This is a genomic window from Actinokineospora sp. HUAS TT18 (genome assembly GCF_051364635.1).
Lineage (GTDB): Bacteria > Actinomycetota > Actinomycetes > Mycobacteriales > Pseudonocardiaceae > Actinokineospora.
This window is the reverse complement of the sequence record NZ_CP195645.1, coordinates 1,669,081-1,684,487: the sequence shown is the minus strand read 5'-3', so window position 1 is coordinate 1,684,487 and position 15,407 is coordinate 1,669,081. Positions and strand designations below refer to the sequence as shown.

General features: G+C 70.0%; 16 protein-coding genes. 11 read left to right on the top strand and 5 right to left on the bottom strand.

Annotated elements, in window-relative coordinates; translation table 11 throughout:
* Window positions 1-12: 12 nt before the first annotated feature.
* Complete coding sequence (locus ACSHT8_RS07375; protein WP_436498989.1) at window positions 13-897, top strand: NAD(P)-dependent oxidoreductase; 885 nt, start codon at window positions 13-15, stop codon at window positions 895-897.
* Window positions 894-1,298, top strand: a complete 405-nt coding sequence (locus ACSHT8_RS07370; RefSeq protein ID WP_436498987.1) for a RidA family protein — start codon at window positions 894-896, stop codon at window positions 1,296-1,298. The genes ACSHT8_RS07375 and ACSHT8_RS07370 overlap by 4 nt, the downstream gene beginning before the upstream one ends.
* Here the strand turns inward: ACSHT8_RS07370 and ACSHT8_RS07365 are convergent.
* Entirely contained in the window at window positions 1,279-2,529 is a 1,251-nt protein-coding gene (locus ACSHT8_RS07365) for a glycosyltransferase (RefSeq protein WP_436498985.1), read from the bottom strand. The two genes, ACSHT8_RS07370 and ACSHT8_RS07365, sit on opposite strands and share 20 nt — an antisense overlap.
* Entirely contained in the window at window positions 2,526-4,727 is a 2,202-nt protein-coding gene (locus ACSHT8_RS07360) for a glycoside hydrolase domain-containing protein (RefSeq protein WP_436502007.1), read from the bottom strand. Before ACSHT8_RS07360 ends, ACSHT8_RS07365 begins: the two co-directional genes overlap by 4 nt.
* 101 nt (window positions 4,728-4,828) lie before the next feature.
* On the opposite strand from ACSHT8_RS07360, the gene ACSHT8_RS07355 reads away from it, so the two are divergent.
* The 4 genes from ACSHT8_RS07355 (at window position 4,829) to ACSHT8_RS07340 (ending at window position 7,448) form a co-directional block, all read left to right on the top strand.
* A complete protein-coding gene (locus ACSHT8_RS07355) occupies window positions 4,829-5,851 on the top strand; it encodes an alpha/beta hydrolase-fold protein (RefSeq protein WP_436498983.1) in 1,023 nt (340 codons plus the stop codon).
* 77 nt (window positions 5,852-5,928) lie between these two features.
* Window positions 5,929-6,372 (top strand): SRPBCC domain-containing protein, encoded by a 444-nt coding sequence (locus ACSHT8_RS07350; protein WP_436498981.1) that lies wholly within the window; start codon window positions 5,929-5,931, stop codon window positions 6,370-6,372.
* Entirely contained in the window at window positions 6,369-6,701 is a 333-nt protein-coding gene (locus tag ACSHT8_RS07345; protein ID WP_436498979.1) for an ArsR/SmtB family transcription factor, read from the top strand. Before ACSHT8_RS07350 ends, ACSHT8_RS07345 begins: the two co-directional genes overlap by 4 nt.
* Before the next feature lie 3 nt (window positions 6,702-6,704).
* On the top strand, window positions 6,705-7,448 hold the full coding sequence (locus tag ACSHT8_RS07340; protein WP_436498977.1) for a DUF899 domain-containing protein: 744 nt from the start codon (window positions 6,705-6,707) through the stop codon (window positions 7,446-7,448).
* A gap of 88 nt (window positions 7,449-7,536) precedes the next feature.
* Here the strand turns inward: ACSHT8_RS07340 and ACSHT8_RS07335 are convergent, their stop codons facing one another.
* Complete coding sequence (locus tag ACSHT8_RS07335; protein ID WP_436498975.1) at window positions 7,537-8,220, bottom strand: LysR family substrate-binding domain-containing protein; 684 nt, start codon at window positions 8,218-8,220, stop codon at window positions 7,537-7,539.
* A gap of 46 nt (window positions 8,221-8,266) precedes the next feature.
* Between ACSHT8_RS07335 and ACSHT8_RS07330 the strand changes: the two genes are divergently transcribed.
* Entirely contained in the window at window positions 8,267-8,662 is a 396-nt protein-coding gene (locus ACSHT8_RS07330) for a DUF5997 family protein (protein ID WP_436498973.1), read from the top strand.
* 445 nt (window positions 8,663-9,107) lie between these two features.
* Here the strand turns inward: ACSHT8_RS07330 and ACSHT8_RS07325 are convergent, their stop codons facing one another.
* Window positions 9,108-10,073 carry an NAD(P)/FAD-dependent oxidoreductase gene (locus ACSHT8_RS07325; protein WP_436498971.1) on the bottom strand — a complete coding sequence of 322 codons (966 nt, stop codon included), beginning with the start codon at window positions 10,071-10,073 and terminating at the stop codon, window positions 9,108-9,110.
* A 66-nt stretch (window positions 10,074-10,139) separates the two neighbouring features.
* Between ACSHT8_RS07325 and ACSHT8_RS07320 the strand changes: the two genes are divergently transcribed.
* A complete protein-coding gene (locus tag ACSHT8_RS07320) occupies window positions 10,140-10,727 on the top strand; it encodes a helix-turn-helix domain-containing protein (protein WP_436498969.1) in 588 nt (195 codons plus the stop codon).
* Between the two features lie 118 nt (window positions 10,728-10,845).
* Entirely contained in the window at window positions 10,846-11,694 is an 849-nt protein-coding gene (locus ACSHT8_RS07315) for a hypothetical protein (protein ID WP_436498967.1), read from the top strand.
* A gap of 136 nt (window positions 11,695-11,830) precedes the next feature.
* On the opposite strand, the gene ACSHT8_RS07310 is transcribed toward ACSHT8_RS07315, so the two are convergent.
* Window positions 11,831-12,514, bottom strand: a complete 684-nt coding sequence (locus tag ACSHT8_RS07310) for a LuxR C-terminal-related transcriptional regulator (RefSeq protein WP_436498965.1) — start codon at window positions 12,512-12,514, stop codon at window positions 11,831-11,833.
* Between the two features lie 189 nt (window positions 12,515-12,703).
* Here ACSHT8_RS07310 and ACSHT8_RS07305 point away from each other — a divergent pair, with 189 nt between their 5' ends.
* Both ACSHT8_RS07305 and katG read left to right on the top strand, forming a co-directional pair.
* Window positions 12,704-13,135: a Fur family transcriptional regulator gene (locus tag ACSHT8_RS07305; RefSeq protein WP_436498963.1), complete on the top strand. Its 432-nt coding sequence runs from the start codon at window positions 12,704-12,706 to the stop codon at window positions 13,133-13,135.
* Window positions 13,136-13,188: 53 nt separating this feature from the next.
* Entirely contained in the window at window positions 13,189-15,381 is a 2,193-nt protein-coding gene (gene katG / locus ACSHT8_RS07300) for a catalase/peroxidase HPI (RefSeq protein WP_436498961.1), read from the top strand.
* Window positions 15,382-15,407 lie beyond the last annotated feature (26 nt).

Genomic DNA, 15,407 nt, shown 5'->3' with positions numbered 1-15,407 from the left:
TGCGCGGCACGCATGGCTCATCTGCGCAACCTTCGCTGGTCGCATGGCTCTGCCGGGCATAGCGTCGAACCCGACTTAGGAGGTCACTTGCCTACAGTGGCATTGCTCGGACTCGGCCACATGGGAACCGCGATAGCACTGCGGCTCCTGCGCACCCCGATCGACCTGGTGGCGTGGAACCGCACCGCGTCCCGCGCCGACACCGCCGCGGCGGCGGGCGCGCGGATCCGGGGCACCCCCGCCGAGGCGGTCGCCGACGCCGACTTCGTGATCACCATGCTGTCCGACCCCGCCGCGGTCCATGCCGTCCTTTTCGGACCCGACGGCGCGGCGGCGGCGATGCGGCCGGATGCCCGGCTGATCGAGATGTCGACCATCGGCCCCGCCGCCGTCCACGCGATCCGCGAGCGGATCCACGTCGTCGACGCGCCCGTCGGAGGCAGCACGAGCCGGGTCGAGGCGGGTACGGCCGTGCTCTTCACCGGGGGCACCCCGGCCGACGTCGACGCCGCCGAACCGGTGCTGTCGGCCATCGGCACGGTCCTGCGGTGCGGCGGACCGGGCAGCGGCGCGGCCGCCAAGCTCGTCGCCAACGCCGCGCTGCTCACCGCGGCCACCGCCCTCGGCGAATGCCTCGCCCTCGCCGACGCACTGGGCGTGGCTCCCGACATCACCGACCAGGTACTCGGGCGTGGCCCGCTGGGAGTCGCGCTGAAGCGGTCCCAGGATCCGTCGGGCTTCTTCGCCACGACCCTGGCCGCCAAGGATCTCCAGCTCATCCCCGAGCCCACCCCGCTGATCCGCCTCGCCAAGGACCTGCTCACGGTGTTGGCCGACGAGCACGAGGACATCGCCGCCATCCCCGGCCACATCCGCCGCACGAGAGGAACCCCGTGACCTTCACCCTGGAAGACCCGCCGCACGCCTACGCCGCCGTCGGCCGGTACTCCAACGTCGCCGTGGTCGACCTCGGCCCGACGCGCCTGCTGGTGCTGTCCGGCCAGGTCGCCTTCGATGAGCGAGGTGACCTCGTCGGAGACGACATGGCCGCGCAGACCACGCAGATCTTCGAGGTCGCGGCCAAGCTGCTCGGCCACTACGGCGCGGACTTCACCGACGTGGTCAACATCCGCACCTACCTGACCGACATGGCCCAGCTCGCCGAGTACGCCGCGGTCCGCAGGCGCTACCTGAACGGCAGGCCGCCGACGAGCACGACCGTGGAGGTCTCCCGCTTGTTCCTGCCGGGTGCGCTGCTGGAGGTGGAGTTCACCGCGGCTATCTCGACAGGGCGGTGAACAGGTCGTCGAACACGCGCACCCGGTCGAACGACAGCGCGTGTTCGCGGGCACGGGCCGCCATCCGCAGCCGTTCGTCGGGGGACATCTCCAGCACCACGCGGTCGATCGCCGCGGCGATGCCGTCGACGTCCCCGGCCGCCACGATTACCGCCGTGTCGCCGACCGCCTCGCCGGTGCCGCCGGTGATGGTGGTGATCACCGGGCCGCCGCCCGCGAGCATCTTCTCGGTCAGGGCGATCCCGAACGTCTCCACGAAGTCCGGTTCCGGGCGGGTCGGCAGCGCGTAGGCCGCGCACCCGCGCATCAGCAGCGGCTTCTCGTCGTCGTCCACATCGGTCAGGAAGACGATCCGGTCGTCGTCGCGGGCCTGCGCGCGGACCTCGTCGAGCGCCGGGCCGTTGCCCGCGACCACGAGCTTCACTCGCGACCGGGCGCGGGAGCGGGCGAACGCGGCGACCAGGTCGTGGACGCCTTTCGCCCGTGCGACCCGGGACAGGAACAGTACGTAGCCGTCGCGTTCGAGGCCGCGGCGGCGCAGCGCTTCGTCCACATGGGACAGATCGAGGTCGACGTAGGCCGCGGTGTCGATCGGGGGATAGCTGACCGACACCCGGTCCCGGCACTCGTCGGCCAGCCGGGTGCCGCAGAACGCGTCGACCTCCTCGGCCGAGGCGATGATCTCGTCGCGGGTGTACTCCGAGACCGCCAGAACCTCGTCGTTGGCGAGGAAAGTGGTGAACAGCGCGACGGCCGCGCCGAACCGGCCTTCGCGCAGGCAGTTGCGGATCACGTTGGTGACATCGGAGCCGACCGCCTTGGCCATGGTGTGGACGTCGGGCGCGTAGCCCGCCGCGCGGGCGGCGGCCACGGCGTCGGTGACGACGGCGGTGTGCGGCATGAGATACATCGACAGGCACGTCGTGGGGATCGGCTCGGCCAGCAGCTCGACGAGCCTGCCGGTCAGGCCCGCCAGATAGCGGCCGTCCGGCACCCGGTAGTCACCCACCGGCTCGGGCCGCTCGACGGTGATTCCCGCGCTGTACGGCATGATCCGGTCGAGCGGCTTGAGCGGCAGGCCGGCCGCCTGCAGCGCCGGGATCGGCCACGTGAGCAGCCGAACGTCGGTGAAGCCGCGGGTCAGCGCGACCTCGGCGAGGTTGCGCGCCTCGCCGGAGTGCCCGCAGATCACCGGGTCGGCGCGGACCACGATGACCAGGCGGCGGCTCACCTCCGCGCTCCGTCCGACAGCGACGGCGGCCGGACCTTGTGGCCCCAGTCCGACGGCTCCGGGCCGAGTTCCAAGTGGAGCGTGCCGCCCGCGTGCACGTCGGCCGCGCTCAGGTGCGCCACGTCGAGGTGTTTTCCGTTGAGCCGGGCGGATTGCACGTATCGCGGCGGCGGCACTTGGTCCAGCCCGTCCGAGCTGATCGGCGTCTCCCGGTGGCCGCTGGTCTCGACGACGAAGTCGCAGTCGCCGATGTGGACCGTGGCGTGCTCGAACGCGGGCGCGCTGACGAGGAACAGGCTCTGCCCGGCGATCGGGAACAGCCCGAGCGAGGCCCACACGTACCAGGAACTCAGCCCGCCTGAGTCGTCGTTGCCCGGCAGCCCGCCCGGCCCCGTGCCGAACTGCCAGGTCAGCGCCGCGTGGACGACCTCGGCGGTGCGGTCGGGCCTGCCCGCGTAGTGATACGACCACGGCGCTTCCATGTCCGGCTCGTTGTTCAAACCCTCGAACCGGTTGAGCGCGTAGCCCGCGGCCATCTCCGCCGGGTCTGGCCGCACGCCGGGCTGGGTGACCGGCCGCGCGCCGTAGCCGAAGAACGCGTCGAGCATGGCGACGAACGCGTCGTCACCGCCCGCCAACGCGATCCTCCCGGCCATGTCGTGCAGCAGCCGGAACGAGTAATTCCATTTGCCCCCCTCGTAGAACGACGAGTCGAGCAGCAGCCCGGTCGCCGGGTCGAACGCGTTGGACCACAGGCGGCTGCGCGCGGCCAGGTCGTCGGCGAGTGTGCGGTCGTTGAGCGCGCGGGCGATGCCCGAGGTGCAGTGGTAGGCGTAGGCCAGGTCGAGCGTGTGCGAGATCGGGTGCACCACGCCATGCTCGTAGAAGTCCTCGCCGTACATCCGGCGCAGGTCGTCGACCATGTGCACCAGCGCCCAGTTCCAGTCGAGGTCGCCTAGGCCGAGCGCGTGCGCGTCGGCCAGCGCGGTGTGCGCCAGGGCGCTGGCCTGGCGGAAGAACCGGTCGGCGCCGCGGGCCATCCGGTAGCCGATGGGGAAGTTGCCCTCCTCCTCGCAGACCCGGATCAGCGACTCGAGCAGGTCGACGGCCCGGTCCGGGCAGATCGCGGCCAGCAGCGGCAGCTCGGTCTTGTAGATGTCCCACATCGTGCAGACGTCGAACGCGAACGGGCCGGACGTCGGCCAGAACGGGCTCTCGTCGTCGCCGAAGCACGGCTTGATCAGCGAGTGGTAGAGCGAGGTCGCGAACACCTGCCGCCGCGCTTTGGAGCCGCCGCCGACCTCGATCCGGCCGACGTGGTCGCGCCACCGCTCCCGGGTCTGCCCGTGGATGACATCGAACGACGGCGCCGCCTCGCCGCACTCGCGGTACAGGTTGTCCCTGGCCTGGTCGCAGCCGCGCAGCGAGAAGCCGATGCGCACCTCGACGCTCTGTCCAGCGGCGGCCGGACCCATGAACAGCAGCCCGAATGGGCGCAGCGTGGTCTGCCTGATCCGGTCGAAGTCGAGCCGGGTGCCGCCCTCGATGAGCCTGCGGTCGTGCCACAGCATCTGCCGCCAGCCCGGGCTGACCACCTCCAGGTACACCGACAGCGGCACACCCTCGACCACGACGGTGCCCTGCGCGCGGCCGTGGCCGATGCTCTCGACGTGGGCGCGCAGCGGGACGGTCCGGCCGTGGTCGATGGCGAGCCCGCCGCACGACAGGTCGACCACGATCCGCGCGCTGCGGCTCGCGGGAAAGGTGTAGCGGTGCACGGCGACCTTGGCCCCGACGGTGATCTCGCAGCGGATGCCGGTGTCGAGGGTGGCGGCGTAGTAGCCGGCTTCGGCGGTCTCGTCGTGCAGCGGCCACGCCTGGCCGAGGGTGTCGAGCGGCTGCACCATCGGGGTGACGCGCACGTAGTTGTAGTACTTGCGGATCGCGCCCGTGCCGGACTGCTGGAAGTGGGTGAAGCCGGAGGCCTGGAGCTGGTCGAACATCTGCTCCGGGAGGCCCTCGGTGTTCTTGGTGTAGACGCCGTAGCCGGTCGGGTAGGCCCCGGAGTAGGCGCAGGCCGAGACCATGCCGAGCGGGGACGTCGCGCCCGGGTGCGTGTTGCCGACCTGCGGTTTCGGGCTCCACCAAGTCGCCGCCAGCCCCTGCGCCGGAGGCAGGGCGGTGGCGGCGGTGCCGATGAAGGGATCGATGTCGTCGATGATGTGACCAGGGTAAATCGGTTACGGAGTTCCCGTGGTTTCGGTGAAGTGAACTCCGTGCGGGCTGGTTGACTGGCGGCATGCTGCCCTGGGACACCGACCTCGCAGGCCGACTCGACCGGAACACGATTACCTCCGAACTGCTGCGCGACAACCCGCTCGGCGACCCGCACGAGCGGCCGCTGTGGGTGTACGTCCCGCCCGGCTACGACGACACGGCCGAGCGGTACCCGGCCGTGTACGTGATCCAGGGGTACACGGGGTCACTGTCGATGTGGGCGAACCGGACGCCGTTCCGGCAGCCGTTCCCGGAGACCGCGGACGCGCTGTTCGCGGGCGGTGCGCCGGGCTGCGTGGTGGTGTTCGTCGACGCGTGGACGAGCCTCGGCGGCTCCCAGTTCGTCGACTCGCCGGGAACCGGGCGGTACCACTCGTACCTGTGCGACGAGGTCGTGCCGTGGGTCGACGCGCACTACCGGACGATCGCCGACCGCGCGTCCCGCGCGATCACCGGCAAGTCCTCGGGCGGCTTCGGCGCGATGATCACCACGATGCTGCGGCCCGACCTGTTCGGTTCGATGGCCACGCACGCGGGGGACACGCTGTACGAGTTGAGCTACATCCCGGGCTTCGCCAAGGCGGCGCGGGCGCTGCGGTCCTACGACCACGACATCTCGCGGTGGCACGCGGACTTCCAGGCGCGCCCGGCGTTCACCAAGCCGGAGGACCACGACCTGATCGAGCTGCTGTGTCTGTCGTCGTGCTTCTCGGCGGGCGCGGACGGGACGCCAGAGTTGCCGTTCGAGCCGACGACGGGGGTGTTGCGCGAGGACGTGTGGGCGCGCTGGCTGGCGTGGGACCCGGTGCGGATGGTGTCGTCGCACGCCGACGCCCTGCGGTCGCTGGACTCGATCTGGATCGACGCGGGAACCAGCGACGAGTGGTACCTCGACCTTGGCGCGCAGGCGTTCCGCGCCGAACTGGCCAAGATCGGCGTGCCGGACGAGCGGATTCACTTCGAGCTGTTCGAGGCGGGCCACATGGGGATCGACTACCGCTACCCGCTGTCGCTGGTGTGGCTGGCTGAGCGCCTCCAGCGCTGAGGCGCAACTCTTGGGTTGCACGTCGGTTGTCGATGTGCAACTCTGGAGTTGCACCCAAACGGAGAAGGAGTCACCTCATGAGCGTGGACCGGATCGAACGCGACATCCTGATCGCCGCTTCCCTGGAGAGGGTCTGGACGCTGGTCGCCCAGCCCGGCTTCTGGGTCGCCGACGAGTCGACCCTGGACGGCACCGTGGCCAGGGAAGGGGAGTCGATGGTGGCGCACAACGCCGAGTACGGCGACTTCCCGGTGCGCGTGGTCAAGGTCGACCCGCCGAAGTACCTGGCCTACCGCTGGGCCAGCGCGTTCCCGGGGGAGGAGTTGAGCGACGACAACAGCACGCTGGTCGAGTTCACCCTGGCCCAGGAGGGCGACCAGGTCCGCCTGAGCGTCGTCGAGAGCGGCTTCGCGTCGCTGCGCGGCACCGAGTCGCTGCGCGAGAAGGCGTTGGAGGACAACACCGGCGGCTGGCCGCAGGTGCTGGACGCGTTCAGGGTGCGGGCCGAAAAGACGTCATGACCGACGAACCAGTCGACCGCGTCCTCACCGCGCTGGCCGACCCCACCCGCCGCCAGCTGCTCGACCTGCTCGCCGCCCACGGCTCAGCCACCGCGACGACGCTGGCCGGGCAGTTGCCGGTCACCCGCCAGGCGGTGGTCAAGCACCTGTCCGTTCTGGACGCCGCCGGGCTGGTGACGGGCGCCCGCGTGGGCCGGGAGGCGCGGTACGAGGTGCGCCCGGCGGCTCTGGACGCGACGGCGCGGTGGATGGCCGCGCTCGCGTCCGACTGGGACCGCAGGCTGGTCAGGATCAAGCGAATCGCCGAGGCGGCATCGCACGAGGAGTGAACCATGCACAAGACCGGAACCCGCGAAGAGTGGCTCACGGCCCGGCTCGAGTTGTTGAAAGCCGAGAAGGACCTGACCCGCCAGAGCGACGAACTGGCCCGGCGGCGGCGTGAACTGCCCTGGGTCGCGATCGAGAAGGACTACCGCTTCGACACCCACGCCGGCCCGGCCACGCTGGCCGACCTCTTCGCCGGTCGCTCGCAACTGTTGGTTTATCACTTCATGTTCGGCCCCGACTACGCCGCGGGCTGCCCGTCCTGCTCGGCCATCGCCGACGGCTTCAGCGGATCGGTCGTCCACCTCGCGAACCACGATGTGACGCTGTGCGCGGTGTCGCGGGCTCCGCTGCCGAAGCTTCAGGCGTACAAGCGCCGGATGGGGTGGAGCTTCCCGTGGGCGTCGTCGTCCGCAAGCGACTTCAACTACGACTTCAACACCACGCACACGCCTGAGGAATGGGCGTCGGGAACGGTGGACTACAACTATCGGGCGATGGAGGCCACCCCGGAGAACCCTGCGCTGGCCGAGATCGCGGCACTGTCGGGCGTCGACTGGCCGACCTACCGGCAGGAAGGCCCGGGGATGAGCGCCTTCATCCTCGAAGACGGCGTCGTCTATCACACGTACTCGACGTATGAACGCGGCGTGGACGCCTTGTGGGGCATGTACCCGTGGCTCGACCGCGCGCCGCTGGGCCGCAACGAGACCGGCTTCTGGTGGCGCCGCCACGACGAGTACGCGAGCTAGCGCTGTGTCCACGAACGTTGCCAGGCTCTCGACGGCCCAGCGGAAACCTGGATCCGCCGACAGCCCGACAACGTTCATGGACACAGCACTAGCGTTTGCGGGGTTTGCCGCGCTTCGCCGGTTGCGGCTTGGCCCGTCGCGGGGCGGGCTTGGGGGCTTGCTTGGCCGGAGTCGGCGTGCGCCCACGGGTGCTGTTGGCGGTGCGGCCGCGGACGATGCCGATGAACTGTTCGATGGTGTCGGCCTCGTTGTCCTCCAGCCACGACAGCGCGACCCGGGACTCCGGGGCGTCCGCGACGGGGCGGTAGGTGAGGTCTTTGCGGTGGTGTAGCCGGGCGAGGGACTGCGGCACGACCAAGAGCCCCACCCCGGCTGCGACCAGCTCGATCGCGTCGGCGGTCGTGGCGGGGCGGTGGATGGCCGGTTGGCCCGGGGGCTGCTCCCAGCCGAGTGTGTCGTCCAGCGGGTGCATCACCACCGAGTCCGCCAAGTCCGAAGTGGACACCTCATCGGCCGCGGCGATGAGGTGGTCCTTCGGGACGACCACCACGGTGGTCTCGGTGTAGAGGGGAATGGCGTGCAGGCCCGTGCGGTCGACGGGCAGCCGCAGGAGGACGGCGTCGGCGGCGTCGTCGCGCAGCAGGCCGGCGGCTTCGGCGGCGGGCACCTGGATGAGGGTCAGGGGGGTGTCGGGGGAGCGTTCGTCCCACATCCGGACCCACTTGCCGGGGATGACGCCAGGGACGTACCCGAGCCGGAAGGAGCCTGTCACCAGGTCAGATTACCGGGCGTGAATGCCTGCCAGATACCCTGGACCCATGACGTCGCAGAAAACCCCCCAGACGATGAAGCCCGCGACCGCGGCGAAGAAGCTGGGCGTGTACCTGGAAGCCACCCCCACGGACTTCCAGGACGGCGTCGTCTCCCGCGACGAACTCAACGCCCTGCAGGCCGACCCGCCCCAGTGGTTGCGCGACCTCCGCCGCAACGGCCCCCACCCGCGGCCTGTCATCGCCGCGAAACTGGGCATCTCCATCGGCGGCCTGGCCCGCGGCGGCATCGATGACGCACTCACCACCGACGAGATCGACGCGCTGAAGACCGAGAACCCGGACTGGCTGGTGCGGGAGCGGGCTACGCAGGCGGAGGTCCGCAAGGAAGCGGCCCGCATCAAGGCCGCCCAGACCGCACCCCGCAGGCCGCGCTCCTACTGACGACAGACCGCCCCGCCGGTAGGCAACCCCCACCCGCCCTGGGGGCCTTGGTGGTTCGGGGTATCGGTAGTTGGTCTTGTGTCGGAGCATGGCTGCGAACGCGGCGAGGAAGATTGCCCGTTTGAGCTTGCGGTTGCCAGCGCGCGACGTGCTCGCCCCCTAATAGGGGAGTTGGCACTGCGGGTGACCGCGGCCATGCCTACCTTGCCTGTCAGGATGCCGGGCTTGTCGCCCATCCTTGCCGCGTGCGCGGCCGTTGTCGCGGTGAGCTCGCGCCATCGGCGGCACGGATCCTGGTTGGGTCGCCACAGCGAGATGGATCTCTGGTACCTCTGGCTCAGCCAGCACCTCGTTCCCGATGTCGACCGGCCGCAGGGTGTGTGGCAACGATCGGGCGGCGTCGGCGATGATTAGCTTGTGGACGGCTGAGTGCGATGTGGACGGCCTAGGCCGGGGCTGATGCGGCCGCGTTCCGGTAGCCGTCGACCGTGTCCCGGGTCTCTTCGGCCACCAAGTCCGCGTTGATCTGGGCGCCCGCCATCGCACCTGCCGCGGCAGAGGCGCCGACCTGGGCGACGATGTCAGTCACATTGCCCGCCGCCCACACTCCCGGAACGTCCGTGCGTCCCGTCGCGTCGGTGGCGATGTGCGAGCCCATGCCCGAAGGGTGTTCTGTCGGCCGCAACCCCAGCGCCGCAAGGAATTCCGCCCGGGCGACCATCCGCGGCGCCACCACCACGGCCTCCCGGGCGACAACGCTCCCATCCGCCAACCGAACTCCGGCGACCCGGTCGTCAACGATCTCCAGTGACGCCACACCACCCGGCACCACGCCGATGCCCCGCGCCGCCAGCTTCTCCGCGTCCTCATCGGACAGCGTGTCACCCGAGAAGAACAGGACATCAGCGCTCAGCTGCCGGAACAACAGCGCCTGGTGCACCGACATCGGCCCGCCCGCCAACACCCCGATCGCCTGGTCGCGGACTTCCCAGCCGTGGCAGTACGGGCAGTGCAGCACGTCGTGGCCGAAGCGGTCCCGCATTCCCGGGATGTCCGGCAGCTCGTCGACCAACCCGGTCGTCAGCAGCAGACGTCGCGCCGAGATCGTCCGGCCATCCACCATGACCGCGAACCCGTCACCCACCCGGGTGACACCCTCGACGGTCCCGGAGATCACCTCACCCCCGTAGCCGCGCACCTCGGCCCGCCCGCGTTCGAGCAGGTCGCTGGGCTTGATCCCGTCATGGCCGAGCAGCCCGTGCACCCCCGCCGCGGGGGCGTTGCGCGGCGATCCCGCATCGATCACCACCACTGACCGCCGGGACCTCGCCAGCATCAGCGCCCCGTTCAACCCGGCCGCGCCCCCGCCGATCACCACCACGTCGTATCCGGTCACGTTGACCACCTCCATGACCCAACGTTGCCCCCGGTCCTGCCAATTTGGCAACCTAAGTTGCCGGTATGGCAAACTGAACGCATGGACGACGACCTGGACCACGCCCTCGGTGCGGTCGGCGAACGGCTGCGTACGCTGCGCAAACAGCGGGAGACCACCCTGGCCGAGCTGTCGGCCGCCACCGGGATCTCGGTCAGCACCCTGTCCCGCCTGGAGTCCGGCGCGCGTAAGCCGACGCTCGAACTTCTGCTCCCACTGGCCCGCGCCCACGGCGTCACCCTCGACGAACTGGTCGACGCCCCGCCCACCGGCGACCCGCGCGTCCACCTGCGCCCGATCACACGCCATGGCATGACCATGCTTCCCCTGACCCGCCGGGCGGGCGGCATCCAGGCGTACAAGATCGTGCTCGCCGCCCGGGACCGCCCGGTCGAACCGACTCCGCAGACCCATGAGGGTTACGAGTGGTTGTACGTCCTCAATGGACGCTTGCGCTGCGTCATCGGCGAGCATGATTTTCTGCTGAAACCCGGTGAGGCCGCCGAATTCGACACCCGAGTACCCCACTGGTTCGGTGCGGCGGACGCTGAGCCGGTCGAGTTCCTCAGCCTGTTCGGCAAACAGGGCGAACGTGCCCACCTCCGCGCCCATCCGAAGTCGGCGCCCTGAGCTGTCCGTCCGGTGGATCTGAGTATCCGGATGAGTAGTCCGGTCGATGCCCCGGCCATCCTCAGTAGTCGACCATGCACGGAGAGCATTCGACTCGCCGGACAGGGAGACCCATTTCATGGCTGTTTTGGAGATTGTTGGAGCCGCCGCGGGCGCATACGCGCTGGCCGTGGCGATAAGCGATTGGGCCGAGCGTTCTTGCGTCATCGAAATCGCCAACATGTCAGCGGATTACTGGGACCTCGTGCGCAAGGGGAGCAGTTCGGGCTCGTTTCAAGAGCCGACCGTCACCCGAATCGAGCCGTTCAACAACGTGCTCATCACGGCGGTATCCGGCGACTTCGGACAGGGCGCGGTCGGCAATCTGGGATTCCGGGCGCGTGATCTCGTCCTACTCATGGACTACAGCAACCCGGTGATCGGCAACAATGACCTCGATGCCAGCTTCGAGGGCGCTCGGGGTGGCGAGTTCCAGCTCTCCACGTCCGCCGGACCTGGGAACAAGGGCGCCCTGTTCCGGTGCGTGATCGAACAGCCCGTCCAAGAGGGCTGGCGCTACTGCCCGAAGTGTCATGGATTGTTCAACGACGGACCGGGCAGCGTATGTCCCGCAGGCGGTTCACACGATCCAGTGGGATGGGAGTACGCCCTCCTGCACGACGTTCCCGATGGCCCTACTCTGCAAGCGAACTGGCGCTTCTGTCCGAAATGCCGCGGCCTTGTGGCAGGCGGAGATCCAGGAAGCAGCCGTTGCCCGGCAGGCGGACCGCACGACACGTCGATCGGGTGGTCGTACTGTGTCCCGCACGACCTGCCCGACGGTCCTCGACTCCAGCGAGGATGGCGTTTCTGTCCGAAATGCCATGGCCTCTTCGCCGGTGGGGATCCGGCCAATAGCCGTTGTCCGGCAGGTGGGCCGCACGATCCCGTCGGATGGATCTACAACATGGCTCACAAGCCCGGTTGACCGGACCAAGGTTCAGACGCGGCTTACCGACTGGGCTTGGCGCTTTCGCTGGGCTTGTCCTCGGTGAACTGCTCGATCAGCCACGCGGGCGCGCACTCGGCCAGGACGGCGTCGAACAGCGGTGTCTCGGTGTCGGTCACTTCGTGCTCCCGGGGTCGAGCAGGCCGAGTTGGTAGCCGCGGGCCACGGCGTGGGCGCGGTCGCGGGCGTCGAGGCGCTGCAGGATCGCCTTGACATGGGTCCGCACGGTCTCGACGGACACGAACAGCGTCTCGGCGATGGTGGCGTTGGCGTTACCGCGTGAGATGAGTTCGAGCACCGCGGCCTGCCGGTCGGACAGCTTGCCCTTCTGTTCGGTCTGCAGCGCCGTCAGCGCGGGGTCGACGACCTTGCCGCCCGCCCGCACGGCCCGGATGGTCGACATGATCACCGCGGGCGGGGCCGAGCGCGGGATCAGCCCCCGCACTCCGGCGCGCGTGGCGGCACGGACGTAGGCCGCCGCGCCGCTGTCGTCGCGGACCAGGCCGATGACGCCGAGGCGGAGGTCGGTCGCCAGGATCGCGCGGGCGCCGCCCGCCTCCGGGTCGAGGGAGCTGTCCACCAGGACGATGTCGGGTCGCACCCGCCCGACCACCGACACCGCCGTGGCCATGCTCGACGTCGCCCCGCAGGACGCCAGTTCCCGGCTCCCGTCGATCATCGTGTGCAGGCCGAGGCCCGCCAACGGCAGCGCCTCGACCACCAGGACTCTGGCTGGCGCGACCGGCAGGGGTCGCGACAGCCCGGCCCGCGGTCGGACCAGCGCGCTCGTGCTCGTCATGATCTTGTTACCCCCGATGGGTCGTGCGGATCTACCCGGGAGACGGCCGTCCCCCATTCGTGTGACGCGAGTGCCCGGATCGACTTTCGCGCTCCCACGACCTGGGAACCCGCTGGCAGGATCGCCCCATCGGGTGGCTCGCCCGGCCAAATCTTGATTGATTCCAGAAAATGCGGCAGACTCGCGGCCGTGTCGACGCCGGAGGACTACGAGCGCCAGTTGCGCGGGGTCGCGCTGCGGGTGACGCGGCCGCGGCTCGCGGTGCTGTCGGTGGTCCACGACCATCCGCACGCCGACACCGATTCGATCATCGGGCTCGTCCGCGACGAGCTCGGCGGGGTGTCCCACCAGGCGGTTTACGACGTCCTGCGCGCGCTGACCACCGCGGGGCTGCTGCGCCGCATCGAGCCGCCCGGCTCGGTGGCCCGGTACGAGGCACGCGTCGGGGACAACCACCACCACGTCGTGTGCCGGTCGTGCGGAGCCATCGCCGACGTCGACTGCGCCGTCGGCGACGCCCCCTGCCTGACCGCTTCCGACGACCACGGTTTCGCCATTGATGAGGCCGAGGTCGTCTATTGGGGCCTGTGCCCCGACTGCTCCACCGCAATCAGTTCCTGAGCACACCTGGAAGGATTCCTGTGTCTGAAAGTCCTGACGCCGTCGTTGGAGAGATGAACGAGCCGACCGCCGGTGGGTGCCCGGTGTCGGCCGGACGCTTCAACCACCCGACCGAGGGCGGCGGCAACCGCGGCTGGTGGCCGAACCAGCTCAACCTGGCCATCCTGCGCAAGCACACCGCCGCGTCCGACCCGATGGGCCAGGACTTCGACTACGCCGAGCGGTTCCTGTCCCTCGACCTCGACGCCCTGGCCAGGGACGTCGACGAGGTGCTGACCACCTCGAAGGACTGGTGGCCCGCCGACTTCGGCCACTACGGCCCCTTCATGATCCGCATGGCGTGGCACAGCGCGGGCACCTACCGCATCCAGGACGGCCGCGGCGGCGCGGGCGCGGGCATGCAGCGCTTCGCCCCGCTCAACAGCTGGCCGGACAACGGCAACCTCGACAAGGCGCGCAGGCTGCTGTGGCCGGTGAAGAAGAAGTACGGCAGCCAGATCTCCTGGGCCGACCTGATGATCTTCACCGGCAACCGCGCGCTGGAGACCATGGGCTTCAAGACCTTCGGCTTCGCCGGTGGTCGCGCCGACGTGTGGGAGCCCGACGAGGACGTGTACTGGGGCCCGGAGCGCACCTGGCTCGGCGACGAGCGCTACACCGGCGACCGCGAGCTGGAGAACCCGCTGGCCGCGGTCCAGATGGGCCTCATCTACGTCAACCCCGAGGGCCCCAACGGCGTCCCGGACCCGCTGGCCTCGGCCCGCGACATCCGCGAGACGTTCGGGCGCATGGCGATGAACGACGAGGAGACCGTCGCGCTGATCGCGGGCGGCCACTCGTTCGGCAAGACCCACGGCGCGGCCGACCCCGACAAGTACGTCGGCGCCGAGCCCGAGGGTGCCCCGCTGGAGGAGCAGGGCTTCGGCTGGAAGAACAGCTTCGGCACCGGCAAGGGCGGCGACGCCATCACCAGCGGCCTCGAAGGCATCTGGACCGCCACCCCGACCGCGTGGGACAACAGCTTCTTCGAGACGCTGTTCGCCCACGAGTGGGAGCTGGACAAGAGCCCGGCGGGCGCCAACCAGTGGAAGCCGAAGGACGGCGCCGCCGCGGGCACCGTGCCCGACGCGCACGACCCGGCGAAGTCGCACCAGCCGACCATGCTGACCACCGACCTCGCGCTGCGCGTCGACCCGATCTACGAGCCGATCTCCCGCCGCTTCCTGGAGAACCCGGACCAGTTCGCCGACGCGTTCGCCCGCGCCTGGTTCAAGCTCACCCACCGCGACATGGGCCCGATCCAGCGCTACCTCGGCCCGCTGGTGCCGCAGGAGACGCTGATCTGGCAGGACCCGGTGCCCGCCGTCGACCACGAGCTCGTGGGCGCCGAGGACATCGCCGCGCTGAAGGCCCAGATCCTGGAGTCGGGGCTGACCGTCGCCCAGCTCGTCTCGACCGCGTGGGCGTCGGCGTCGACGTTCCGCGGCAGCGACAAGCGCGGCGGCGCCAACGGCGCGCGCCTGCGCCTGGAGCCGCAGAAGGACTGGGAGGTCAACGAGCCCTACTCGCTGGCCGCGGTCCTGGGCACGCTGACCGACATCCAGACGTCGTTCAACAGCGGCGGGAAGAAGATCTCGCTGGCCGACCTGATCGTGCTCGGCGGCGCCGCCGCGGTCGAGCAGGCCGCCAAGGCCGCCGGCTTCGACATCGAGGTCCCCTTCACGCCGGGCCGCACGGACGCCACGCAGGAGCAGACCGACGTCGAGTCGTTCGCGCCGCTGGAGCCCACCGCGGACGGGTTCCGCAACTACCGCGGCAAGGGCGACCGGCTGCCGTCGGAGTACCTGCTGATCGACCGCGCGAACCTGCTGACCCTGACCGCGCCGGAGACGACCGTCCTCGTGGGCGGCCTGCGTGTCCTCGGCGCCAACTACCAGCAGTCCACGGTGGGCGTGCTCACCGAGACGCCGGGTGTGCTGACGAACGACTTCTTCGTCAACCTGCTCGACATGGGCACGGAGTGGAAGCCGACGTCGGACGAGGCGGAGACCTTCGAGGGCCGCGACCGCGCCACCGGCGAGGTCAAGTGGACCGGCAGCCGCGTCGACCTGGTGTTCGGCTCGAACTCCGAGCTGCGCGCCGTGGCCGAGGTGTACGCCGGCGACGACTCGCGGGAGAAGTTCGCCCGCGACTTCGTCGCCGCGTGGGACAAGGTCATGAACCTCGACCGGTTCGACCTGGCCTGATCGTGGACGTCCAGGTCGGCGGCGTT

Bases quoted from the DNA above. Each gene is read 5' to 3' on its own strand.
- ACSHT8_RS07320 (WP_436498969.1), top strand. From the start codon at position 10,140: ATGGACGACGACCTGGACCACGCCCTCGGTGCGGTCGGCGAACGGCTG.
- ACSHT8_RS07315 (WP_436498967.1), top strand. From the start codon at position 10,846: ATGGCTGTTTTGGAGATTGTTGGAGCCGCCGCGGGCGCATACGCGCTG.
- ACSHT8_RS07355 (WP_436498983.1), top strand. From the start codon at position 4,829: ATGCTGCCCTGGGACACCGACCTCGCAGGCCGACTCGACCGGAACACG.
- ACSHT8_RS07325 (WP_436498971.1), bottom strand. From the start codon at position 10,073: ATGGAGGTGGTCAACGTGACCGGATACGACGTGGTGGTGATCGGCGGG.
- ACSHT8_RS07350 (WP_436498981.1), top strand. From the start codon at position 5,929: ATGAGCGTGGACCGGATCGAACGCGACATCCTGATCGCCGCTTCCCTG.
- ACSHT8_RS07310 (WP_436498965.1), bottom strand. From the start codon at position 12,514: ATGACGAGCACGAGCGCGCTGGTCCGACCGCGGGCCGGGCTGTCGCGA.
- katG (WP_436498961.1), top strand. From the start codon at position 13,189: ATGAACGAGCCGACCGCCGGTGGGTGCCCGGTGTCGGCCGGACGCTTC.
- ACSHT8_RS07345 (WP_436498979.1), top strand. From the start codon at position 6,369: ATGACCGACGAACCAGTCGACCGCGTCCTCACCGCGCTGGCCGACCCC.
- ACSHT8_RS07340 (WP_436498977.1), top strand. From the start codon at position 6,705: ATGCACAAGACCGGAACCCGCGAAGAGTGGCTCACGGCCCGGCTCGAG.
- ACSHT8_RS07330 (WP_436498973.1), top strand. From the start codon at position 8,267: ATGACGTCGCAGAAAACCCCCCAGACGATGAAGCCCGCGACCGCGGCG.
- ACSHT8_RS07375 (WP_436498989.1), top strand. From the start codon at position 13: ATGGCTCATCTGCGCAACCTTCGCTGGTCGCATGGCTCTGCCGGGCAT.